Consider the following 24076-nt stretch of genomic DNA (forward strand, 5'->3'; position numbering starts at 1 on the left):
GAGGCTTGCCCGCGAAAGCGCCATAAAATATCGATTGTTATCGGGTTTAAGTGAGTGATTTTAGACGGGGAGAATATTTATCGCTTTAAAAGCCGATTTTTATCGGCTATAAAGTCGCCATTGCCCACTGTATGGATGAGCCATGCCCGGTGCCGCCTCTTTCTGTCATCGGTCGATGCCACTCTCGACCCTCAAGCACTTGCCCAGGAGATGATTCATGAGCCGTATCGTTACCGTCGCCGCTACCCAGATGGCTTGTTCCTGGGACCTTGAGGCCAACATCGAGACCGCTGAGAAGCTGGTCCGTGAGGCTGCGGCGAAAGGCGCGCAAATCATCCTGATTCAGGAGCTGTTCGAGGCGCCGTACTTCTGCCAGAAACCGAACCCTGATTACCTGCAACTGGCCACGACGGTCGAAGATAACGTCGCCATCAAGCACTTCCAGAAAGTCGCCAAAGAACTGCAGGTCGTTCTGCCGATCAGCTTCTACGAACTGGCAGGCCGCGCACGTTTCAACAGCATCGCAATCATCGATGCCGACGGCAGCAACCTCGGGATTTATCGTAAAAGCCACATCCCGGATGGCCCTGGCTACCACGAAAAGTACTACTTCAACCCGGGCGATACCGGTTTCAAAGTCTGGAATACCCGTTACGCGAAAATCGGCGTGGGCATCTGCTGGGATCAGTGGTTCCCTGAGTGCGCCCGCAGCATGGCGCTGCAAGGTGCGGAAATCCTGTTCTACCCGACCGCCATCGGCAGCGAACCACACGACAAGACCATTTCGTCCCGCGACCACTGGCAGCGCGTGCAACAAGGCCATGCCGGCGCCAACCTGATGCCGGTTATTGCGAGCAACCGCATCGGCAATGAAGAGCAGGACGGCTACGACATTACCTTCTATGGCTCGTCGTTCATTGCCGACCAGTTTGGCGAGAAAGTCCAAGAGCTGAACGAAACAGAAGAAGGCATTCTGGTTCACCGTTTCGACCTCGATGAGCTGGAGCACATCCGCAGCGCATGGGGCTCGTTCCGTGACCGTCGCCCGAACCTGTACGGCGCGATCAAAACCCTCGACGGTTCCCTGGAGTCCTGAACCATGACCACGTTGAACAGCACCCCTCGCACCGACGGCTTTTACATGCCAGCCGAATGGGCGCCACAGACCCAGACCTGGATGGTCTGGCCCGAGCGCCCGGATAACTGGCGCCTGGGCGGCAAACCGGCGCAAGCCGCGCACGTGGCAGTGGCCAAGGCCATCGCCCGATTCGAACCGGTGACCGTGGCGGTCTCCGCCGGCCAGTACGAAAATGCTCGTGCCCGTCTCGACGTGCCGAATATTCGTTTGGTGGAGTTGTCCAGCGATGACGCCTGGGTTCGGGATACGGGCCCGACGTTCGTCATCAACAATCGTGGCGAAGTTCGTGGTGTGGATTGGGATTTCAATGCCTGGGGCGGTTTCGACGGTGGCCTGTATTCGCCGTGGAACCGTGACTCGCAGGTGGCGGGCAAGATCCTCGAAATCGAGCGCAGCGCGCGCTACCGCACCGAAGGTTTCGTGCTCGAAGGGGGCTCGATTCATGTCGATGGCGAAGGCACCCTGATCACCACCGAAGAATGCTTGCTCAACCGCAATCGCAACCCGCACATGGACCGTGCGCAGATCGAAGCGGTGCTCAGCGCCAATCTGGCTGTGGATAAAATCATCTGGTTGCCAGACGGTTTGTTCAACGATGAAACCGACGGCCATGTGGATAACTTCTGCTGCTACGTGCGTCCGGGCGAAGTACTGCTGGCCTGGACCGACGACCCGCAGGACCCGAACTACCCGCGCTGCCAGGCGGCAATGAACGTGCTGCAAAACAGCACCGATGCCAAGGGTCGCCCGTTCACAGTGCACAAGATGCCGATTCCGGGGCCGCTGTATGCGACCGAAGAAGAGTGCGCTGGCGTGGATCCGGTAGACGGCACTCAGGAACGCAATCCGACTGTTCGTCTGGCCGGCTCTTACGTGAACTTCCTGATCGTCAACGGCGGTATCATCGCGCCGAGCTTCGACGACCCGTTGGATGGGCCGGCCAAAGAGATTTTGCAGAGGTTGTTCCCGCAACACGAAGTGGTCATGGTGCCGGGTCGTGAACTGTTACTGGGCGGCGGTAACATCCATTGCCTTACCCAACAACAGCCCGCACCGCACAAGGAGTGAGTGAGGTCGTAACAGCTTGAGTTGATTGAAGAATCGATTGAGCAACGATTCAGCCTCGTTGTTTCACAGAAAGCCCGCAGCCCATCAGGACCGCGGGCTTTTTTGTATCCACTTATCGAGACTTCGAAAACATTGGCACAGCTCTTGTATCTTCGATGGCGCAACTAGGGAGGGAGAGAACTTCGATGTTCTGTCATAAACCTTGGATAAGTTAGCCGCTCACAAACCAGGAGAGAGCGCTGAGATGAACGCCGAAATGAACGTCGTGAGCGAGCGGGCACTGCATCCCCTGGCAGTTAACAGCGAATCGCTCCAGGTCTTGGCGCAATGGTTGAAGTCCAATGGAACGCGTCAGATCAGGGAAGCTGATCCGCGCCGGATGATGATCGAGCGCTACCCCGCTGGTTTGTTCAGCGAGGCGGAACTGGAAGCACTGTGGGATGTGGTGGAAGGATAAGAAGGAAAACAATGGATTGATAAAAGCGCTGCCGGGAAGGCGGCGCTTTTTTATGGGCGAAGGTTTTATGAATGATCGTTCCCACGCTCTGCGTGGGAATGCCTCACCGGACGCTCCGCGTCCATTGGGGACGCAGAGCGTCCCTGGCTGCGTTCCCACGCAGAGCGTGGGAACGATCAACCCAAACCGTATCAACAGTGATTAAAAGCTGTAAGTACCGGTCACGACCAGGCTCCGTGGTGCGCCCGGTTGAATCTGAGCTGCACTGGTGGCCGACGAGTAATACTCGCGATCGGTGATGTTGTTCAGTGCCGCCCGCAAATCCCAATCCTTGTGTCGGAACCCGGCCAACGCATCCCAACGGCCGTAACCTGGCAGCACGGTAGTGTTGAGGTTGTCGGCGTAACGCTGGCCCACCAAGGTCAAACCGGTTTCGGCGTACCAGCCCATTTCCGGTTTCCAAGTCAGGAACAGACTACCGTTGCGCTTGGCCACGTTGCTGATGCGTTTGCCTTCGAAGCCGTTGTTGTCCTTCTCGACCGTTGCGTCCTGCACGCCCACGCCACCGCGCACGTACCAGTTGCCAGCGATCTTGCCAGTGCCGGTCAGCTCGATCCCGCGGGAGCGTTGCAGGCCGGTGAGCAATGTCACGGTCGGATCGTTCGGGTCGCTGGTGCGACGGTTGGAGAGTTCCAGTTCATAGATCGCCAGCGTAGTGCTCAGGCGATCGTCGAGCCAGTCGCTCTTCACGCCGATTTCCTTCTGCTTGGTCAGCTCGGGGCTCAGGTCGTTGCTGTTGCCGGCCGCGCCTGGGGTGATGCCGATCAAGCCGCCGCCGACCGGGGAAAAGGTCTTGGTCCAGGATGCGTAGAAGGAGTGATTCTGCAGCGGCGTCCAGACCACGCCTACACGCGGGCTGGTGCTGTGGCTGTCACGATCTTCGGAAATGCCCCGCAGCTTGTTGGTCGACTCGATATCAAAGGTGTCGTAACGCAAACCGGCGAGCAGTTGCCATTGATCGTTCAGACGCAGTTGATCTTGCACGTACACCGCACGGCTTTCGACTTCGGTATGGGTGCTGCTCGACACCTGCATGCGCCCGGTGTGGCGCAAGTCGCGATTGGGGTTGTACAAGTCCAGCGCCGGTACTGGGGAACTACCGAGTCCGGAGGTTGCTGCGTTATACAACGTCGGATCGCGACGCTGGCTGCCGATCTCGATACCGGTCAGCAGGCGATGCTCCAGGCCGAATGCGTCGAAGCCGCCTTCCAGCTCGATGTTGTTATAGACGTTGCGGGTGGTCAGGTCCTGCTGCCAGTGCTGGCGCGTGACCTTGTTGGTCGCCGGGGTGTAACCGGTCAGGTAAGTGTTGTCGAAATCGCTGTTGAGCTTGAACACACCCAAGGTATGACGCAGCTGCCAGTTGTCGCTGAGTTCATAGCTGAGTTTCGAGCGCAGGGATTGCGACTTGTCGTCGATGAAATCATGCTCGCTGCCGTAGGTCGTGTCCCGTCCTACGTCCGCCGGGCGCCCGTTGACTCCTGGGATACCGCGATCCGGTGTACGGTTGTAGCGGCTGTATTCGTATTGCACCAACCAGTTCAGGTCGGGCGTCAGTTGCCAGCTCATGGACGGCGCGAACAGTTGGCGATTGCCACTGACGCCATCGCGAAAGCTGTTCTGGTCCATGTTGCCCATGTTCAGGCGCAGGCTGATGTTCTCGCTCGGATCGGTGCTGAGGTCGGCGTAAAGACTACGCAGATCGTCGCTGCCGCCCTGGGCTTCAAGGGTCGAGCGGCGGCCGAACTCCGGCAGCTTGCTGACCCGGTTGACGATCCCGCCTTGGCTGCCACGTCCATACAACACCGCTGCCGGGCCTTTGAGGACTTCGATGCGTTCGATGTTGTGCAAGTCGCGCACGTACTGGCTGTCGTCACGGATGCCATCGAGATAGAAGTCGTTGCTGGCGTCGAAACCACGGATGCGCAGGCTATCGAAGCGGGTATCGGCGCCACTGCTGACATTGGGGATGCCGCTCAGTGCCGTGCCCAGATCGTTAGTGCCGTAATCCACCACGTTCGCGGTTCTCACCGAGTCGATGGCCTGCGGAACGTAACGCACCGGTGTAGCCGTGCGAGTGGCGGTGCTGGTTTCCTTTACGCGTGGATCGTCAGCTTGCGCTTCGGCGCTGATCGAGGTCTCGGGTAAAACAGTTGTGGCGGCGCAGGTAAAACCGGCAGACAGAAAGGCGGAGAGCCCAAGGGTGACGGGCGTAAGGCGGAAGGGGGCAGGCATCTAAAGCGCATCCGGAAGGGGAGAGAATTTCGAGGGCGCGAATGGTAATGCTTGTTATTTACTTTCGTTAATTATTCTTGAAGGGGATCTTCGTTTGATTGTTTCGAGTTGTGTCGTGATTGGTACAAAAGTATTGAGGGCGTATTCGACCGTTCATGAAACAGACTGAAAGCCATTCCAGCGTTTTTCCGAAACTGTCTGGGGATTAATCTGCCGGCATCGAGTTTTCTTACTTTGTTGCCGGAGTTTTCCCCATGATCCTTCACTACATTTACGACCCTTTGTGCGGCTGGTGTTACGGCGCCAAACCATTGGTCCAGGCTGCCCAAGCCGTATTGCCAGTGATCGCCCACGGTGGCGGCATGATGACCGGCGCCAACCGCCAGACCGTTTCGCCACAACTGCGCAATTACGTCATGCCCCATGACCGACGCATCGCCGAGTACACCGGCCAGCCGTTTGGCGAGGCGTATTTTGAGGGTTTGCTGCGCGATGAGACGGCGGTGTTCGATTCCGCGCCGCCGATTGCCGCCGTGCTGGCAGCCGAGCAGATCGCTGGACGCGGTCTAGCGTTGCTGGGGCGTTTGCAGACGGCTCATTATGTGGAGGGTCGACGCATCGCTGACGAAGCTGTTCTGCTGGAACTCGCCATACAGACAGGTCTTGAACTTGAGGCGTTCCAACAGGCATTTAATGAAGCCGACACCGAGCGCCATATCAAGGACAGTCGCGCACTTTTGGCCAAGGTCGGTGGCCAGGGTTTCCCGACTTTTGCGCTGGAACAGGATGGCCAGTTCACCCTGGTCGACATAGGCCCATGGCTTGGCAAGCCACAAGCCTTCGCCCAATGGTTGAGCCAGTCACTTACGGCAAAAGAGCATTCATCCACGCTTCAGATCTGTGGTCTCGACGGCTGTGCCCATTAAATTTAAAAACGCCTGACTGGTTTGGTTTTTTGCCTCATAACCCTGGTAAAGCATCAAAAACGCTGTTTTCGATCATAAAAAATCGAATTAAAGCAACTTCATACCGCATTTCAATCAACGCTTGATATGCCTGAAATTCTTTCTCATGGGCCGCAAAACCCGCACCTACTAGATTAGGCCGCTTAATGGAGCGGAGACTTGGTAATGATCGTGTTGAACAGAGAAGTTGGCGAATCGCTACGGCGCGACAAGTATGTCAACGTCAAGGGAGCCGACTTCAATCTCTTCGGTCATTTTTCCGACTTCGTCAGATTGACCAAAAGTTGGGAAAGCATGGAGCCGGACAGTTATTACGGCCAGGCCGATGCTGGCATGCGTTTTCGTCGTTACAGCGATTTCGAATACAACCCGGTCACCCGTGATTTGAAGCAGCTGGAGCACCGCGCCTACGTGCAATCGAAGGCCAACAACAGCTATGTCGGGGGGCTTGAGCGGCACTTCCAGGATTTCTCTAATGAAGTCATCAATTCGCCGGTGATGCGCAGCCTCATCGATGCGGATTTCGAGGTGTACAAAAACGTATTGCCGCCGGAGTTGCACGACGAAATCTGGCAATGCCAGATTCATCAGATCCGCATCGAGATCAAGCCGGGCAAGCAACTGGAAATCACCCCGGAAGGTATTCACTGCGACGGTTATCCGTTCAGCGGTGTGCATTTCTGGGGCCGCAACAACGTGGATGGGGCGGAGAGCCGTTTGTATTCGGCCCAGGAGGAACAATTGGCGGTGACGACCTATCTGGAAATTCTCGACACCACTTACTTCCTCGATCGCGACATGCGTCACTACGTGACACCGGCACGCAACACCCACGCTCACGAAATGGCCTATCGGCAGATTCTGGCCATTTCCTTCTCGCGGCCCGGGACCGCTTTCGACATTGTTCGCTGAACAGCTAGACCCCATGATGCACATCGCCGAGTGCCCGGCACCGGTGATGCTGCAACGCGCGATGGCGAAGGATGCCCAACGCCTGGAGCACTTCTTTCGGCAATTCGAAGAAGTGTCGTTCTGTGAATGGCAGGACGCCAAATGCCTGCGCGGTGTATTGGTGCAGAAAACCACCACTGCGTTCCTCGCGCTCGATCTCTGTGGCGAAGTGGTCGGCGCGGTATTGGGCGGCATGCTCGGCAGCCGTGGCACCATCAATCACTTGGCGGTGAGCCCGCAGTATCGCGCCCAAGGCGTCGGTCAGCGCCTGGTGGAAGCGGCCTCGGCGGACATGAAACGGGTGGGCGTGCTGCGGATGTTCCTGTTTGTCGACGATGCTAATCTTGCCGGCAAACGTTTCTGGAGTGCCCAGGGCTTTTGCGAGCCACGCGGCGAAACGACTTTTGAGAGGGACCTATGAATGAGACGTCCAACAGCCAGCCGCTAATGGTCGAGTCCCAGCCCTCGCGCACGTTCGCTGAAGCCAGCCCGGTTGTTGCGGGCTACTTCACGGTATCGTTTGTGTTCGGCTTGATGGCGGTCAATGCCGGATTGCCCGTGTGGCTGCCGGTCGCGATGTGCCTGTTCGTCTACGCCGGTGCCTCGCAGTTCGCCGCCCTGGCGCTGATCTCCAGTGGTGCGTCGCTGACCACCATCATCCTCACCACGTTTCTGATCAATGCACGGCACATGCTGATGTCGGTCTACATGGCCAAGGCCTTGCAGGCAATGGGGCTCAGTCGTCTCGAGCGCTGGTGTTATGCAGGCGGGCTGACCGATGAATCGTTCGCCTTCCACAGCGTCAAACTGGACAAGGGCACGCCGGTCAATGTGCGTTACCTGATCGGCTTCAATCTGTACTGCCACACGTCATGGGTGCTGGGTGGTTTGCTGGGCGCAATTTGCGCACAGTACGCGGCGCACCTGATCAAATACCAGCTCGACTATGCGCTGACCGCGATGATGCTCTACGTGCTGGTATCGCTGTGCAACACCCGCAACAAACTGATCGCCGCACTGGCCGCGGTCGCCTGCATGGGTGTCTTGAGCCTGGTCGGCAATTCACCCTTCAACGTATTCATCGCCACATTTGTGGGCTGCGGGGTGGGTGTATGCCTGACCAAACGTTCCTGATCCTGGTCGTCGTGCTGATGATGGCCGTGACGTTCCTGCCACGCGCGTTGCCGCTGCAGGTGAGCACTGACCATTGGCCACCCCTGGTCGCGCGCGCGCTGGAATACCTGCCGGTGGCGATCGTCGCTGCCATCAGCCTTACGCCGCTGTTGATCAAGGATCAACAGGTGCAGCTCGATCGCCCGGAATTCTATGCAGCGATTCCGACGTTGTTATGTGCGTATTTCAGCAAAAACCTCTTTCTCAGCGTAGCGGTGGGAACGGCTGCGTACATCGCGCTCGGATCGTTCATGTAGCGACAGCGCGACCACGTCGTTCAGGGCCTGGCCCGACAAATCGGGATTATTGACTGCCAGCCGCACTTCGAGGGAATCCTCGAAACCCGGGAAAATGGTCAAACCATTACGCAGGGCCGCCTCACGGGAAACCATGCCGAGGCCGTCCATTTGCGTGATCAACGACAGGGTCAGGGTCTCGCTGCAGGAGTAGATCATCCGCTTGCCTGACTCGTAATTGCCAAGACCGGCGTCGAGAAAGCGCAAGAAGCTGTGGGAATACGGACAATCGTCGGCCGGACGAACCTGAACCTTATTGCCGAGCAGCATCAGCGGATCGTTCTCCTGACCGCAATGAGCACCGACCACCTGCACCTGTACATCGGGCAGGGCAATGCTGGGTAAACCCGGTTGCTGCGGGCCAATCAGCACGGCCAGGTCGAAGTCCTCATTCTTCAACTTACTGAGGTTTTCCATCGACTCCGCGTAGCTGAATTCCAGCTGATAATCAGGAAAAACCTCAAAGAGGCGTCCGATCATTCGCCGGTTGAAGTCGGCCGAGAGCGTAGTGTTAAGTGCAACCTTGAGCGTGCGCTGCCCGGGCACCTTGAGCGCGGCGACTTTTTCTTCCAGTTGCCGCGTAGCGACCAACACCTTGTCCATGTAGGGCGTGAGCTCCGTGCCCTGGGTTGTCAGCGTCAGCCCCTTGTTGGAGCGACGAAACAACCGAAAACCGAACTGCTCTTCGACCTTGTTCAACTGCGCGGCCAAGGCCTGCACGGTCAAACAGGAGCGCTCTGCCGCCGCCGACAATGAGCCGGTCTGCACAATGCGCATGAGGTTACGTAAGGTTCTGCTATCCATTTGGGTAATGCCCTCTAAAGTGGGCTGGCTATTGTTGTGTACCTTGCCGCCGGGTAGGCGTCGGTCGCGTGCTGGCTATGATCCTGCACCTGAGCATGCTTGTCCCGAGTTTAGTAGCGAAATGAGTCCGTGCCCGATGGTTGGAGGCTTGCACAGGATCGGGGATTTTGGTTTGGGGGCGAGTAATCGGTTCAGAAAAATGCCTGGATGGGAAAAGTACGTTGATCGACGAAACCTTTTCCAGGGGCAAAAAAAAGCAGCCTGATCAGGCTGCTTTCGTGAAAAGGTGCTTGATATTGTGCTCCCTCAAGCAGGGGAGGAGAGGTTACCCGAGCGCTGATTTTCAGGTCATCAACGGGGTTCCTAGCGTCGACTATCGCCACCTGAAGGCAGTCGGTTTCGCGCTCTCGATTAAATTTTCTGCCCGTGTGAGGCGGGTGTCAACGGGTGTATTTGACCGTGTGTCGGCGTCTGTTTGGGCGGTATTTGAAGTCAGCGTGAGCCGCATGCGGCGTGGGTGTGAATTTTAGGGATTTTTATGGGTGGGCAATAATTATTGGCCAGCCATAATTATTCATAATTTCGACTATCGAATACCAAAGGCTCTAGAGCAGGGCCTATAGCTTGATTCAGTGTTGTTCGAGCGGTGTAAGTGCCCAAGCGTCAGGTTCGATCAGACAAACGTGCGTTGCTGATCTATACGGCAAAGCCGTATAGTTCGGCTCATGTTCACGATTATCGAAACCGAAATTTTCAAGCGCTATGCTGAGTCCATCTGGGACGATGGCGAACGTAATGAATTCATTACCTGGCTGGCGGCTAATCCGTTGGCCGACGATGTGGTTTCTGGTAGCGGAGGCTTGCGCAAGGTTCGTTGGTCCCGTAGCGGAATGGGGGAAACGAGGTGGTACACGTGTCATTTACTACAACACGCTTTCCGAAGGCTCTATCTGGTTGCTGATCGCCTACACCAAGACGAAATTCGACAATTTACCTACAGCCTTCCTCAAGCAACTGAAGGAGGAAATCAGCAATGGTCAATGAACTGGAACAGTTCCAGCAGGACTTGCTGGACTCTGTGCGTCAAATGAAAGCCGGCAAAGCTGCTCGCGTGACAGAGGTGCCGCTGTCAGCGGCTGCCGAAGCGCGAGCCAAAGTGGGCGTTTCTCAGAGCGCGTTCGCCAAGCTGATTGGAGTCAGTTTGCGTACGCTGCAGGACTGGGAGCAAGGGCGGCGGCAACCAACGGGAGCCGCGCAGACGCTACTACGTGTTGCGAGCCAGCATCCTGAGGCATTGCGCGATCTACAGGCGGTTTAGGATCAGACGGGTACCCATTAGCTGGTTTCAAGCCAAGACTAATGGGTGTCCTTTATTTGGATGATTTCTTTCCAGCGCTAACCGGCCAATCAACGCTCGTCAAGTATGACGTCCTACTTTGAACTCATTACACCACGTCACTAATGATGTTCCCCTCCCCACCTTTATCCCCCCAGACCAACCTCATACATTGATCTCCAACGCCTCCCCCATCATTCCGATGAGAAGGTCACTTGGAGATTCATCATGCCTTTCGTCAGCGTACGCATCACCCGCGACGGTGTTACCTCAGAGCAGAAAGCTCAGGTGATCGCCGAAATCACTGAAACCCTGGAACGCGTCCTCAACAAGCGTCCGGACCTGACCCACATCGTGATCGAAGAAGTCGACACCGATAACTGGGGCTATGCCGGCATCACCACCACCCAGTACCGAAAGCAACTGGCTGAGGTGCAGGGGCAATCATGACACCGTCCATCACCATCGATTTTGTCTCCGATGTGGTGTGTCCGTGGTGTGTCTTGGGCGTGACAGCGCTGGAGCAGGCGGATCGAGAACGTAACCGGTTAAGTCTCGGTCGAGCTGACGTACAAGCCCTTCGAGCTGAACCGGTGAGGCCATCGCCTGATTGATCACTCTTCAAAACCATCATTTATTAGTAGAGGTTCATCATGAGCAATTCGAAAAAAGTCATCGTTATTACAGGCGCCTCCCAAGGTCTCGGCGCAGGCATGGTCAAGGCGTTCCGTAATCTCGATTACAAGGTTGTCGCCACTTCGCGTTCGATTCAGCCATCCTCCGACCCAGACATTCTCACCGTGGCCGGCGACATCGGCGACCCGGCGAGTGCCCAGCGAGTCATCCGTGAAGCGATCGAACGTTTTGGCCGTATCGACACCCTGGTCAACAACGCCGGAATCTTCGTCGCCAAGCCGTTCACCGACTACACCCACGAAGATTACGCCGCGGTGCTGTCGGTCAATCTGAATGGTTTCTTCTACATCACCCAACTCGCAGTCACCGAGATGGAAAAACAGGGCAGCGGCCACGTCGTCAATATCACCACCAGCCTGGTGGACCATGCCATCGACGGCGTGCCGTCGGTACTGGCCTCATTGACCAAGGGTGGCTTGAACGCTGCAACCAAGTCCCTGGCCATCGAGTATGCCAAGCGCGGGATTCGGGTGAATGCGGTTTCCCCGGGCATCATCAAAACGCCAATGCATGGTGAGGAAACTCACGAAGCGCTGGGGAATTTGCACCCGGTAGGACACATGGGGGAAATCAGCGATATTGCTCAGGCTGTTGTTTATCTGGACAGTGCCAACTTTGTCACCGGCGAGATCTTGCATGTCGATGGTGGGCAGAGTGCGGGGCACTGAGACCTGATTTTCCAAAGCCCAGAAACAAAGCCCTCGCATTTCTACGAGGGCTTTGTTTTGTATGTGCGGGCACCATCGATGGCTCCCGATAGAATCGGGAACACAACATTCGGGATCAGATAAGCGCTTTGAATGTGGGGTTCATGAAGCAGTTACAATGTATATGAACGCCAAAATCACTACATGGATGTTTATCGATGCTCAAGTTCAATGCTCATCTCGGTTTCCAATTCAATGAATTGCCTTTTCTGCAACGCATCGAAGCCGCCGCCGCAGCCGGTTTTCAGGCGGTGGAGTTCCCGTCGCCCTATGAATTCGACGCAAGTCTCCTGGCCGACCATCTAGCCCAATACAGTTTGCCGTTGATTCAGTTCGCTGCGCCGGCTGGCGTTACCAAAGGCATCGCCGCCTTGCAGGGCAAGGAACAAGAGTTTCGCAACGGGTTGCTCCAGGCCGCCAGCTATGCAAAGGCGCTGGCGTGTCCGAATGTCCACATCATGTCGGGCGTTACGACGCAGGATGATGCCGAGCGTATCTTCGGGGGCAACCTGGAATATGCAGTCAAGTACTTCGAAGACCAGGGTTTGCGGCCGCTTATCGAAGTGATCAGTTCGCAGGCGATGCCGGGCTACTACATGTCTGACTTCAGCAAGGCGCAACAGGTGCTGGAGACCTTCCCGAGTGTTGGGCTGATTCTCGATCTTTACCATGCCCAGCTTCTGGCTGCAGATGCAGCAGATGTTCTGGCTCGGTTTTTTGACAGAACCGTCCATGTGCAAATTGCCGACTGCCCGGGTCGTCACGAACCGGGAACGGGGAGCATCGACTTTGCTGCCTTGTTCGCGACGCTGGAGCAGCGTGGCTACCCAGGATGGATCGGTTGTGAATACCATCCTTCCGGTTCGACCGTTGCGAGCCTTGACTGGATTAAGCAGCTAAGTGCTTAGGGCTTGCGACGCGTGAACGGGACTCGGATTTCACGTATGCCAGAAACAACAAAGCCCTCGTATTTCTACGAGGGCTTTGTTTTGTATGGTGCGGCACCAGGAGTCGAAAATATCCATAACTTTGTGTAAATAAATGACTTCTTATCTAGTTCTTTAGCTTTCTATCCCTAAACCTATCCTTATCGTTAGGCCGCGCCCCTGCGCCCCTGCGTCGATCGTTAGAGAGGGGGGCTCGCTCGGAATGGAGTCGTAGACGTTTTTTGCGGATGGATCTGATTCAGGTGATTCTCCAGGGAAGCAGAACCAATAATTCACAAGCTGCTGGGCTATTGACCTGTTCCAGACTCAAGTGAAGGTAAATTTCGATATTGGGGTGATCCATGCCTCGCATCCGCTTTTTGCGTTCCAAGGTTAGTTAGATGCGTACAAACAGTCGGAGGCACCCATTTTCAAAATCGTATGAGCACGGACCTCTCCGAAGTAGGAGAGCCGCGAAACAGATTGGACGATGGCTCACTCAGTTTGAATTCGACCGAGTAGGTTAATGTGATCTGGCTTAGAGTTGTTCTGATTCTTCGCTGTCGAACATTGAGAGTATTGAAGCCGCCTGTCTGCGATCAATGTTACAGCAGCTCTACGGACTCTTCCTTGGAGAGGTAAGGGGACAGACAACAAATATCCCCTTGCCATCTTAAACTTTATTAGATGGGCCTAACTCCCAGGCTACTCGTTTAGCTCGCGTATCCGAGTAAGTGGATGACATGTAGGCTCATGCCTCAAACCTGTTTTTAGGAATGCAAAACATTTCTTTGGTAACGATTGATATCGGGCAACCAAATTAGTTTTATTTATTTCCTCGTCTATATTTGACTTCGACTTTTTGAAGGTGGGTATCACATCAAGATGGTCGAGAAGATTCTGCATCGACTCTTGGTCCCTGAGGATGGTGCGAATTAAATCCTTATCCTGTTCTCCTATTCGGCTCGTAGTGCCGAAGAGCGCATCCTCACCGATATCTTTTCCACAGATGACATTTACCTTTACGGCCTCATTCATCGCACTTTTTAGAAATACTTCAATGTTTTTAATTGCATTTGTTGTGTATAAAATTGTACAGATATCAATGGATTTTATTTTTTTCAAAGTTGATATCAAGACTTCCCTGTGTTCGACTGGGATTAAGAAGTTATTTGAGTTAGATTTGGTTTCTATGCCCGTCAAATAAAAATTCATTGAGGAAATTATTTGCGATCCTGTGATGATTGTATCGGTTATAATGGTCGCTCTTTCTGAATCAATTCCGATACTTGCCGGAGAGAGACTCTCGATACTCCGGCCAATATCATTGTCCTTAAATAATACTCGGTGCGTGCCATTGTAGTCGCCGATGTGCTTTATAAGAAAAGGGTTGCTACCTTCTTCACTTAGTAAGAATTCGACTTTTTTTGTGAACTTAGAGATGTCCTCTTTATGCATCACGGTGTGAGCAGATATTAATGTTACTAGCGCTTGGTGGAATTTTTTTGGCAGGGAGCTGAGCCACTGTACCAAATTCGAGTGCGCATCGGATTTAGATATATCTCTGTGTGTTGAAACTACATCCACGGCAGAGCTGAAACCATTTAATGACAATATATTCTTCTCGTCAAAAATAGTAGTTGGGTAGCTTTTAAAGTGATTGCCTTTGGATGAGTAAAGATCCAGTCTGCTTGTTATAGATTTATATATCTTGCTTATAAAACTGTGCATGGCTGCAATATAAATTCCGGACGAGTCCTCGTAGAAGTAAACGTGCTCAGACGAACTTATAGCTATGGAGTGTTTCGTCTCAAATTGATGGACTTCATTCGTTGTTATATTTACTAGCTGTATCATATTAAATGGATAATCTTTGCCATCAAAATGTAGTGACTCGTTGATTGGAGATACTATAGGTCTGATGCGCTTGAATTGAACTGTGTCTAAGGTTGATGTTTTGGAGCTGTGCTGCTCTACGAGTTCACAAAAGCTCTTTCTATATTGCTCAATATCGATATGAAGATATAAGGCTAAAGAAGGAGTCACTGTTGTAGGAATTAATTTTAGAGCTGTTTCTATAGTGTTTAATAAATGTATTGGTGTGCTGTCAATGGGGGTCGTACTTTGATCGATGGCGTATATATGGCGATCGCTGTCCTTTTGATTAAAACGATGGTATTGATCAACAAATTTGTCGATTCTTCTTGCCGGCTCAGTTTCGTCGATCGATAGATATAGAGCAGCTGCTGCAGCTAAGTCAAAGTAAAACGGATCTTCAGATCCATTTATTTCCTCAATCTGTAGTAGCAAGTGTTTTATAAATTCGACAGCGTCAATAGCTTCGCCCAAGTTGTCAATATACTTATCCTTAATTATAAGTATGTTGGCGTCGTGGCTTGAAGTAGACCGAAAGTAACCTTTAATAAAGTTTTTCTGGTTATTGACTAGTGTCTCAATATTGCCGTCCCTATCTTCAAGTATTATTGTCCTTGAATTTATAAACTCTTGACTGAAGGGCAATAATGTATTGTCAGTAAGCAGCCGGTCTTTACAGAATATATTTGGATACGACCCAGAACTCTTACACACATTTATTATGTTAAGGAGCTTTTTAAGCTTTTGCCCTGTGGTCTGTTCTGAAATAGTTTCAGTCAGGGTTTTTAGATTTTCCGGTGTATAATCGACAACTATTTCACTATAACCGTTGTGCTCATTTAGAGGACTGCTTGTTGAATGAAAATTGGTAGTTGGCTTCCTAAAAAGAATAGATTTTTCTCTTTTTAATACGATCGAACTATTTTCGATAATGTTTTTCTCAAACCAAGACTTATTCGTTGTCGGAAATATTGACGTCTGGTCTTTGTCTATAAGCCACTTGTAGAAATCGGCTTTATCTTTGAGTTCGTCAAGCGCTCTCTCAATGCTTGCGCTTTTAAGATCGTTGTCTTGGAGCGTTATGTATATTAGTAGGAGGCTATGAAATTTCTCAAAGATTTTTCTTTTGTCAACAAGTCCGCGAAATATATTCCCATCAACAATTGTAGATATTAAAAGTAGTGCGTTATCTTGGCTGTATTCTATGTCGCTTATTTTTTTGAACCAGTCAGGTGCCCGGTGAGCTATTTCTGTTTCATAGGTATTGAATATATGTGCGCAGTATTTCCAGGAACTTCTCAATAGTTCGGTGGACTTGTTTTTGCTGGATATAGAGAACAGACATAACAGATAGTAGTATTTGGACGCCGTTGAAGGAGCACATATCTCTGGGGGGGAATCTATCGATAGCTTTCCATTTCTTTCATCCGTCGAAAGTTTTGCATAGAATGTAGCGGCTAGATCATTGAGATCTTTGCGTTCAGTTCTTGAGCTTGCACAAAGGGGGTACATAGCCTCAATGAATCTTGGCAGTTCTTTTATATCGTTTAGGGCGGTGTTTAGCTGTTCGACTAACCTTGTATTTATCTCTAAGTTTTCATTCTCAGGGAGGCTTATTAAGCAGTTTATTATATGTGGTGAAGGGATTTCCTTTAAGTTGATTTCTACACCAAAAACTAATGCTAGGTAGGTAAGGTTTTCATTCGTTAACTCAGATTTTGATAATTTTTTCTCAAGCCGAGTTATCAGTTTTTTAAGGTCGTCTGAAGCCGACTTGCTAGATTCAAGTGCGGTTATAAGGCTCGCAGTGAATACTTCTGATTGAAGCTCGTCAAGATTATCTACTGACTCAAGCGCGTCCCAGTTTTCAGGTGAATCTAAAACAAAATTAAATAAGTGTTTATATAGGCTTCCTCTCCCGATTCTGGCGTTCAGTGTTGGTTCGACCTTTTCTCTTTTTAATGGGTCGAGAGTTGCTACGCCTGCTAGATGGGAAAATATAAAGGCCAAGTCGTCATTGCAGCTGTCGGACTGAACGAGTTTAATGAACTCATTTATCGCTAGATTTTTTTGTGTAGTCGTCGAGTCGGCAAAGTTTCTTGAGACTCTGTCAACAGCATACTTTGATTGAGAGCGATAAGTGTTAAAGTCCTTCGAGAAATGTCTTATTTTAGTAATGCTGGTTTTTTCATTATTTATATCTAGCCCTAGCAATTCGAGTTCTGCACGAAGCAATGCGAGTGCTGATTTGGCAGAATCTTCGGAGGGGGCAATAATGAAAATGTCATCGACATAACGTTGGTAGAGCTGAATTTCTTCTAGTTGCAATTTTGAGTCGAGTTTTAGATCAAGATTATCAAGGTATAGCTCTGCTAAGTATCTTGCATAAGCTGGGCCTTGAGGCAAGCCAACTTTTGAGTTAACAGCTTTTTCCGTTATTTCAAAGAGTGTGTCAATGTGCGATTGGTATGAGCTTTTTGATTCTGCTGATAACTCAATTAGTTTCGCGTCGATCCTTGGGTTAACTCCTCCTAGTAACATCCTTTTGAGATTGTCATGAGGGATAGTATCGTAGAAACTTTTTATGTCTGTTTTAAGGATGTAATAGTTTTGGTTGTCTGGATCTTCGATTCCGCTGCTTATGTTAGATACGAATTTGATCCATAGATACAACCATGGCTGAAATATGTAGCCGTCACTAAAGCCTTTGTTTGGTTTATATCCATGAGAGTTGCTGCTTGGGGGGATATTTAAAAAATAAATCAGTTGCTTCAATATGCAAGAGGTTGCAAGTCTTTCGGGCGCTTTTAGCGTGATGAGCGTCCGAACTTTATTTTGTTCGTTGCGTAGGTGCTTATAAAATTCTGCTGATTTAGGGTTCTGTATTACTTTATTTACTAAGGTTAGCAATCGGTAGCTATCGGTGGAAGACAGTTCGTTGATTACTACTTTTGACTGAGCTTCGTCGTTTAGAAATAAGTAGTTAAGTTCAGCTGTCTTAGTTATCTCAATGTCGGATTTTGATATCTCAAATGTGGCGTCTGTAAAGTGCGTGTATGTCGGAATACAAGCCTTTATCAGATCTTCGACTGCTAGCGAATTACTAAATTTTACATTCGTAGTGTTTTCTATCTGTTCTTGTGATGGAAAGTTAAATGAAGACAGTTTCTTTATGGATCGAATCGTTATCTCAGGATTGTAGTTTTCGCTCTTGCTAAATATATCTATCAGGATTTTTTGTCCTGCATCTTCTATGTTTTTTGCTTTGATGTTGTAAAGCATGCCAACAAGAAGTTTTCTTTCCTCATGGCTGAGGTTTCCGCCGTCTATTATTTTATTGCCTAGAGTATGGAGTGGCGGGTGATCTTTCCAGTGTGCCTGCAACATATCTAATGTGAAACCGTTGTTCTGTATTCCTATAGATTTTATTCTTGCAGGGCGAAATGTTTCATCGTGAGTGAAGTTGAAGATAACCCCTAAGGCAGTTTCTAATTCAGATTTGCTTGTGCTTTTATGTTGTTTTAGAATGTCAAGGTTGGACTTTATAGTTTCGCTATCAAGTTCGGTGGTTTGTTTGAATGTGCCAAGTTCCGATTGCGCTTTTAATAGCACAGCATAACGCTTTGATTTGGTGTGTTTTGAAAGTGGAACCTTTACACCTAGTCCAGTGCCGTCTGTTGGAGTACCTGAACTCGGAAAAAGATCTACTCCTATCAGGTCTTTATTATAGAAAAGTTGTGTGCTCTCGATTAAAGCCTGTTGGATTTCGTAGCCTGTACGATAGCTGGTCTTCTCCTTGAACGTTATCCAAACGTGAAAGCCTCTGTTTCCAGAGAATTCAAGTAGATAAGGGACATGTAGCTTGCTAAGTGATGTACAGAAGCTATTGACCGCGCGCTCAAGCTCAGCTTGTGCAATCGGCCTTAATTCATTCTCTAAATTTGGTTTTGAAATGTCGAAATCAAAACAGATCCATTTGATTGTTAGGTCGTTATTTTTTTGGTAAATTGCAAGTGATCCGGAAGTCCTTAAAGTCTTCTCCAAAAGCTTTTTCGTAACTGCGCCAGGTTTTCTCCTGTACTTCCCATCCGGCTGATGCTGTGCGTGGGAAGCTTGATCTGTGGCGAAAAAATCATGTAGTAGTGCTGCTAATTCGTTCAACATAGTCGACTCCATAACTAAGTATAAACCGCTATTTGGATATTTATTTTGTCAAGGTTATGCGTGTCGCCTTGACAGAAAATATTGTATTTGTATCGTGCTGTATTGGTGTTTAGTTCTTTTTTAAGTTCATGCAATTTGGCCCCATGAATAAGTATGCTTATCTGGAGTGGGCTATTTGAAAATAATTTTTCAATCAGCCTTTCAGGCGGATTCTGATCAAGATATTGCGCTAGAGCTTCCTTATGAAAACTTCGAGCTTTACTAAGGGAGTCTACGAATGCAAAGGAAGCTAGAGAAGGCCAAGTACTAATTCCGCTGCCATACTTCACCTCGGCAATACTACTGAGTTTCCCCTCGTTTCTGAACAGGAGGACATCATCTACACAGTCGATCCTTGTTTCGGGTGGGGGAGCAATATGCTTGGCTGTATCCACTTTTGCGGAGACCAGTTTGATCATCATACTGCAAAACATTGCGGTCTATTTTGCGAAGTTTGCCATCTTAGGAAGTTAGGCTGAGCGGCAAGCCTATGTATTATTTCTAGTCCATGGGGATGTTTATATGCCCACTTCCCGCATTTATGCGTGCAGAAATCTTCTTTGAACATTTTTCTCTTGTAGGAGGCATCGACGTTTGAGTTGCGGATTGGTCCGATTTGGTTACTCAAGCGCTCTGGCGGGCATTGGTTGCAGGCACTGGTGAAGGCGTGAGAGTTTAAAGCCAGCTCTCGTCGCACATTAAAATACGCCAGGCTTTTGTACAGATGCTTATCGTGGAAAGCGGTCACGACTAAGCACTTAATGCTGGCAGAAACGTGAAATGCCAACCGGTGGCGTGGCATGGTCTGGGCATATGATAGTTCTGAGGCGATGCAGCGCTTCTTTACAAATTCATTCTTATCATACAACTCCAGCTTGCTGAAGAAGTAGCCTTGAGCTTCATTGCCACCGACGTACACGCTCTCATCCATTACGCGCTCTATCATAGTCACCCAGTTTTTTACGTCCGTCTGGGCATTGAATGTGCGGGTTTATTGGGACCACCCGTGACGTCTGATTTGGACGTCTCAATGCCAAGGGCTTTCATCCTGAGCGTCGCCATCTTTAACCCTACGGTGCCACATATGTGGAGGCAATCCTAGCACCGCGTGATATCACAATAGAGGCAATCATTCGGATTTTTCCGAGATCATCGGCGGTCGCTTGAGCCAGTAGGAGACATCGCTTCGCGATGCGTGAGTTGCCCCTGGCTTCCTCGACAACGTGATTGGCCGGTTGGCGTCAGGTAGTGAAGGGGCGAGTAATCTAATGAGCCTGTGTTGGCGTGGACTGTTTTGACGGTCTCACCTGGGGCATTTCCTGACGGTTTCTCTTTGTATGGAATCGTCAACGCGATGTTTACCATTGATGCCGACCTCGCCTCTCGCTGTGAACTGCCAAGGTTTGGCTAGGCGGAGAGTGAGTAAATTCATGGTCAGCAGATAGTAATAGCGCGTTGACTCGGCGTGCTGATTCAGGTGCTGATTTAGAAACCAGTCGAGGTGCTTTCTCTGCCAGTTCCATGGATTATCTCGGTTCCAGCGATCAAAAATCGCCTCTTGAATGGTCTTTGCCTGGCGAAGGTGACGCTTGCGTGTGGTATGCGACCCGCTCAGCATCCCTGCCAGAAAAACCTCCATATCGAATGGCTTGCTCATGCTCGGCCCCCAATGTAAGCAGATACCACGTCGATACGACCGTGCCCAAGCTCATAGCTGATTTGTGCTCTGGCCGCATGATCAAGGTGTCGGTCAAGTTGGTAGCAACGACCATTATTGATGGGCGCTGGATAGTGGGTGATTTGCTCATAGCGTTCGCATGCAAAGGCCGCCCGTAATTCATGGAAGCCTTTGAGGTTGTGCTTATGGAGGAGGTCCCGCGCGGGGCGGACGATTTCCCGTTGGAAATTGAGGTAGCTTTCGTTCGGCGCAAGCAGGTTGCGGCTACCGTCGGGCGAGACCTGTTCGGCAAACCTCAGCGCGTCACGAATATGCTCATCTACCGTAACCCAACGAAGTACCGACGCGCCTGAGCGCCCACCTTTGGTGCCATCTTGGATGTTGATCTTGCCGTATCGTGCAGCCTCACGTTGCAGGCGAGGGAGGTCGGCCAAAATGGCCTCGCGCAAGCGCATGCCAGTGGCTCGTGTTAACTGAACGATGGCCGCGGGGCGCAGCTGCTGGTGTTCGCAAAGCACCTCTACGATCCGTTTCACCTGTTCACGATTCTGGCCTTGCGGTGTCACAGTGCGGACACTGGTGCGCCGCATTCCCAGCGCCTTGCTCGGACTCACGACCTTCACATATTGATCACCGCGAAGCGCGGCCATGGTTCGGTTGACGCTGGACAATCGGTTTTGCGCGGTGGCGGTGCAGATAGCCCCCTGTTCCACTTGCTGACGCAGATGTGCGGCGTAGTCCAGCAAGGTCTGCCGATCAATCTGCCGCGCATCGTTAAACCCCGGCCCATCTTCCGAGTGACACCAGCGTACAAATGCCTGCCAGCGATCACTGTGTGCCTTGACTGTGCCGTAATGCCCTCCGCCAAATAGATCTCGCAATGCCTGCGGCCCGGCATAACTCAGCTGCCGGCCATAGCCAAAATTGCGCCCATCCCGTCTACCTACCAATCCCATGACCAAATTCCTCTCGAAGCCAAATCTTTGAAACTTTTCCCACGTCATCCCGCCAAGAATGTTGAGTGTTATCAGGGATCAAGGCCCCTGCGACCTGTGAGGGTTGTCCACTAACGCGGGACTGGCGGCTCTTTACGACCGGGAGCTTGGGCATCTCATGATCTGACCTCCTGAGCACTTCCGAAGAAGTGGGCGGGTGGAGGCTGCACTGGCTGACGAGACCAGTGCCGCGAGATCCTGAGTCGGGTGAAGGCAGTGATGCGATGACCGGGGCATGCCTGACTGTCAGTCAGGTGCAGTCCATTCCTTGGGCTGCGGCACCATCATCTAATCGCTGTTGCTGGTGACTTCGGTGTTTGTCACGCCGATTGTCACGAGGGGGAATGCCGCAAACCCTTGTACGAGTTGGGCTGCAGCAGCGGTAGGAGCGCCCGTCTCTTTCCGGAAGAAAGAGACGGGCGCAGGTTGGCGCAATGAAATGGCCAAGCGGAGAGGTTGCTGCAGGGCAGCTATAAAAGGGGATGAGTTGCCGCAGTGGGCACTCTGGTAGAAGTAGGCATCCATCACATTGCTGTGAGCGTGCGAGCCGCCGGACGCTAATCGCACTTTGGGTGAACCACCACCGTGTGGCGTAGCCTTAAAGGTTCTGGCTACCTGGGTTGCTGTCGACGACAGCGCTTTGCCCGATCTTTTCTACGCCTGTGGATAATTCGGGTCAAGACTCCAATTTTCGGGAGTTCTGCACCTGTGGATGAAATTATCCACCGGTGGAAATCAGTGGTTTTCCACAGACAGTTGCGCGGGCTTTAGATTTTTTAAGTGAGGTCCATCCAAGCAGGGCGGCTTTGCAGCCCTGTTTGGATGGACCCGCGTGGACAAGCGGATCACTGAGATATGAAGACCGAGCGCTTACTCGGTTGCGCCACGTTTTGCTTTTAAGCGGGTGACGTTCGGTCCAGTCTGGTTCGCGAATTCGTGGGGGGTGACATGCTCCTGTCGATTCGTCTCAAGGTACCGGCTCCACCAGTTCATGATCAATCTGCGCTCTTCAATGAATTCGGCCTTGTGGATGTAAGCGGCGCGGACGTTGTTGCGTTCTTTGTGGCTCATCTGCCTTTCAATGGCGGTCTCGGACCACAGTCCTGACTCAATCAGTGCGCTGCAGGCCATCGAGCGGAAGCCATGGCCACAGATTTCGGTTTTGGTGTCGTAACCCATATTCCGAAGCGCGCTGTTCACCGTGTTTTCAGACATCGGTTTCGACGGGTTGGCATCGCCTGCAAATACCAGGTCGAATTCGCTGGTGAGGGTGCGGATCTGTTCAAGAAGGGTCACGGCTTGCGGCGATAAGGGTACAAGGTGGATGTCCCCGGCCATCTTCGTACCTCTTGTTGAAAAGGGTACTCCATCCAGCGCGGGTCGAGTGTCCGGTATCTCCCAGGTGCCGCGCTTGAGGTCGAACTCGCTCCAGCGGGCGAAGCGCAGTTCGCTGGAGCGGACAAACACATGTAACGAGAGCATGACTGTCAGCCGAGTCAGCGTTCGTCCTTTGTAGGTGTCGATGCGCTCCTGCAATTCAGGCAGACGCGATAAGGGTAAAGCTGGGCGGTGAACTACCCTCGGGGCTTTGATCAAACCTTCAAGGTCGGAGGCAGGGTTTGCCGCGATCTGTCGAGCACGTTTCGCCTCGCGCATGATGCTTTGCAGGTAGTTTTGTACCCTTAACGCGACGTCAATCGTGCCACGCTTCTGGATTGCTTCCAGAGGTTGCATCAAGTCGTGGGTGTCTAGGTCGACAATAGCGCGATCACCGATTAGTGGAAAAACATGGGTTTTGAGACGGCTCAGGACCGTCTTGGCATGGCCCGGAGCCCATTTGGCAGACATCGCTTTGTGCCAGTCCAAGGCTGCGCTCTCAAAGGTTCGGCCTCGGATTGTGGCTTGCGTCTTGGCTTGGTGTTTGTTCTCTATGGGGTCGATGCCTTCCGCCAGCATCCGCTTGACCTCCACGCGCTTCTTGCGCGCATCGGCGAGGCCGACCACGGGGTAGTTGCCGAACGAGGTCAGTCCTTCACGGCCATCAGGTTTTACATACCTGAAACGCCAGCCTTTACGGCCATTGGGTTGGACTAGAAGGTAGAGGCCGTCGCCGTCGAAAAGCTTGTAGGCGCGGTCGGTGGGCTTGGCTGAGCGGCAAGCCGAATCGGAGAGTGGAGCAGTGGTGCGCGACATAAGGGTACTCCTCCCTTTATCGAATGACCTTACCCCTATCTTTATCCTTAAAACGGCTGGTATCCATAAGATTTTGGCGGAATCCGACGGAACGCCAAAACGAAAAAACCCGCCATAAGGCGGGTTTTTCGGGGGTTCCAGAGATTTTGAAAGCCTTCTCTGGAACCTTGTATGGTGCCGGCACCAGGAGTCGAACCCGGGACCTACTGATTACAAGTCAGTTGCTCTACCAACTGAGCTATACCGGCGTGTTGGGCGACGATTATAGCGATTGGGCTGGTTCTGTAAACCCCTGAATTCAGACTATTTTTACATAGGCT

The 24076-nt window shown here is 51.7% G+C and carries 20 protein-coding genes, 1 tRNA gene and 2 pseudogenes; 14 read left to right on the forward strand and 9 right to left on the reverse strand.

Features of this window, described 5'->3' with window-relative positions; all coding sequences use genetic code 11:
• Positions 1 to 217: 217 nt before the first annotated feature.
• The 3 genes from aguB (at position 218) to MEB48_RS08165 (ending at position 2663) form a co-directional block, all read left to right on the forward strand.
• Positions 218 to 1096, forward strand: coding sequence for an N-carbamoylputrescine amidase (gene aguB, locus MEB48_RS08155; RefSeq protein ID WP_237883539.1), 879 nt, complete (start codon positions 218 to 220; stop codon positions 1094 to 1096).
• 3 nt (positions 1097 to 1099) lie between these two features.
• The gene (gene aguA / locus MEB48_RS08160; RefSeq protein WP_237883541.1) at positions 1100 to 2206 is read left to right on the forward strand and encodes an agmatine deiminase; all 1107 of its coding nucleotides are present in this window, start codon (positions 1100 to 1102) and stop codon (positions 2204 to 2206) included.
• A 244-nt stretch (positions 2207 to 2450) separates the two neighbouring features.
• Complete coding sequence (locus MEB48_RS08165) at positions 2451 to 2663, forward strand: hypothetical protein (protein ID WP_237883543.1); 213 nt, start codon at positions 2451 to 2453, stop codon at positions 2661 to 2663.
• A 201-nt stretch (positions 2664 to 2864) separates the two neighbouring features.
• Here MEB48_RS08165 and MEB48_RS08170 read toward each other — a convergent pair whose 3' ends face one another.
• Positions 2865 to 4958, reverse strand: coding sequence for a TonB-dependent receptor (locus tag MEB48_RS08170; protein ID WP_237883545.1), 2094 nt, complete (start codon positions 4956 to 4958; stop codon positions 2865 to 2867).
• 254 nt (positions 4959 to 5212) lie between these two features.
• On the opposite strand from MEB48_RS08170, the gene MEB48_RS08175 reads away from it, so the two are divergent.
• The 5 genes from MEB48_RS08175 to MEB48_RS08195 all read left to right on the forward strand — a co-directional run bounded on the left by MEB48_RS08175 (position 5213) and on the right by MEB48_RS08195 (position 8304).
• Positions 5213 to 5884, forward strand: a complete 672-nt coding sequence (locus MEB48_RS08175; RefSeq protein ID WP_237883547.1) for a DsbA family protein — start codon at positions 5213 to 5215, stop codon at positions 5882 to 5884.
• Between the two features lie 204 nt (positions 5885 to 6088).
• Complete coding sequence (locus MEB48_RS08180) at positions 6089 to 6835, forward strand: 2OG-Fe dioxygenase family protein (RefSeq protein WP_095054401.1); 747 nt, start codon at positions 6089 to 6091, stop codon at positions 6833 to 6835.
• Positions 6836 to 6881: 46 nt separating this feature from the next.
• Positions 6882 to 7295 (forward strand): GNAT family N-acetyltransferase, encoded by a 414-nt coding sequence (locus MEB48_RS08185; RefSeq protein ID WP_237883771.1) that lies wholly within the window; start codon positions 6882 to 6884, stop codon positions 7293 to 7295.
• A complete protein-coding gene (locus tag MEB48_RS08190) occupies positions 7292 to 8008 on the forward strand; it encodes an AzlC family ABC transporter permease (protein WP_237883549.1) in 717 nt (238 codons plus the stop codon). The genes MEB48_RS08185 and MEB48_RS08190 overlap by 4 nt, the downstream gene beginning before the upstream one ends.
• A complete protein-coding gene (locus MEB48_RS08195) occupies positions 7987 to 8304 on the forward strand; it encodes an AzlD domain-containing protein (RefSeq protein ID WP_038978526.1) in 318 nt (105 codons plus the stop codon). Before MEB48_RS08190 ends, MEB48_RS08195 begins: the two co-directional genes overlap by 22 nt.
• On the opposite strand, the gene MEB48_RS08200 is transcribed toward MEB48_RS08195, so the two are convergent.
• Positions 8221 to 9147 carry a LysR family transcriptional regulator gene (locus tag MEB48_RS08200; protein WP_237883551.1) on the reverse strand — a complete coding sequence of 309 codons (927 nt, stop codon included), beginning with the start codon at positions 9145 to 9147 and terminating at the stop codon, positions 8221 to 8223. The two genes, MEB48_RS08195 and MEB48_RS08200, sit on opposite strands and share 84 nt — an antisense overlap.
• A gap of 725 nt (positions 9148 to 9872) precedes the next feature.
• Here MEB48_RS08200 and MEB48_RS08205 point away from each other — a divergent pair.
• From MEB48_RS08205 to MEB48_RS08230, 6 genes and pseudogenes are all read left to right on the forward strand, one after another.
• Positions 9873 to 10191: pseudogene (locus tag MEB48_RS08205) on the forward strand (transcriptional regulator).
• The gene (locus MEB48_RS08210) at positions 10181 to 10465 is read left to right on the forward strand and encodes a helix-turn-helix domain-containing protein (RefSeq protein ID WP_218536832.1); all 285 of its coding nucleotides are present in this window, start codon (positions 10181 to 10183) and stop codon (positions 10463 to 10465) included. Before MEB48_RS08205 ends, MEB48_RS08210 begins: the two are co-directional and overlap by 11 nt.
• Positions 10466 to 10711: 246 nt before the next feature.
• Positions 10712 to 10933 carry a tautomerase family protein gene (locus tag MEB48_RS08215; RefSeq protein WP_237883555.1) on the forward strand — a complete coding sequence of 74 codons (222 nt, stop codon included), beginning with the start codon at positions 10712 to 10714 and terminating at the stop codon, positions 10931 to 10933.
• Positions 10930 to 11032, forward strand: a pseudogene (locus tag MEB48_RS08220) (DsbA family oxidoreductase); the annotation flags it as partial. The gene MEB48_RS08215 and the pseudogene MEB48_RS08220, both read left to right, overlap by 4 nt.
• Positions 11033 to 11136: 104 nt before the next feature.
• Positions 11137 to 11847, forward strand: coding sequence for an SDR family NAD(P)-dependent oxidoreductase (locus MEB48_RS08225; RefSeq protein WP_237883557.1), 711 nt, complete (start codon positions 11137 to 11139; stop codon positions 11845 to 11847).
• 197 nt (positions 11848 to 12044) lie between these two features.
• Positions 12045 to 12794 carry a hydroxypyruvate isomerase family protein gene (locus MEB48_RS08230; RefSeq protein WP_237883559.1) on the forward strand — a complete coding sequence of 250 codons (750 nt, stop codon included), beginning with the start codon at positions 12045 to 12047 and terminating at the stop codon, positions 12792 to 12794.
• Between the two features lie 723 nt (positions 12795 to 13517).
• On the opposite strand, the gene MEB48_RS08235 is transcribed toward MEB48_RS08230, so the two are convergent.
• From MEB48_RS08235 to MEB48_RS08265, 7 genes are all read right to left on the reverse strand, one after another.
• Positions 13518 to 18851, reverse strand: a complete 5334-nt coding sequence (locus MEB48_RS08235; protein WP_237883561.1) for a reverse transcriptase domain-containing protein — start codon at positions 18849 to 18851, stop codon at positions 13518 to 13520.
• Between the two features lie 14 nt (positions 18852 to 18865).
• Positions 18866 to 19312, reverse strand: a complete 447-nt coding sequence (locus MEB48_RS08240) for a hypothetical protein (RefSeq protein WP_237883563.1) — start codon at positions 19310 to 19312, stop codon at positions 18866 to 18868.
• Positions 19309 to 19821: a hypothetical protein gene (locus MEB48_RS08245; RefSeq protein ID WP_237883565.1), complete on the reverse strand. Its 513-nt coding sequence runs from the start codon at positions 19819 to 19821 to the stop codon at positions 19309 to 19311. The genes MEB48_RS08240 and MEB48_RS08245 overlap by 4 nt, the downstream gene beginning before the upstream one ends.
• Positions 19822 to 20193: 372 nt before the next feature.
• The gene (locus tag MEB48_RS08250; protein WP_237883567.1) at positions 20194 to 20547 is read right to left on the reverse strand and encodes a hypothetical protein; all 354 of its coding nucleotides are present in this window, start codon (positions 20545 to 20547) and stop codon (positions 20194 to 20196) included.
• A complete protein-coding gene (locus MEB48_RS08255; RefSeq protein ID WP_237883569.1) occupies positions 20544 to 21524 on the reverse strand; it encodes an integrase domain-containing protein in 981 nt (326 codons plus the stop codon). The genes MEB48_RS08250 and MEB48_RS08255 overlap by 4 nt, the downstream gene beginning before the upstream one ends.
• A 909-nt stretch (positions 21525 to 22433) precedes the next feature.
• Positions 22434 to 23756 (reverse strand): tyrosine-type recombinase/integrase, encoded by a 1323-nt coding sequence (locus tag MEB48_RS08260; RefSeq protein WP_237883571.1) that lies wholly within the window; start codon positions 23754 to 23756, stop codon positions 22434 to 22436.
• A 172-nt stretch (positions 23757 to 23928) separates the two neighbouring features.
• Positions 23929 to 24004: transfer RNA gene (locus MEB48_RS08265), tRNA-Thr, on the reverse strand.
• Positions 24005 to 24076 lie beyond the last annotated feature (72 nt).

The organism is Pseudomonas sp. PGPR40, from assembly GCF_022014505.1.
Taxonomy (GTDB): domain Bacteria; phylum Pseudomonadota; class Gammaproteobacteria; order Pseudomonadales; family Pseudomonadaceae; genus Aquipseudomonas.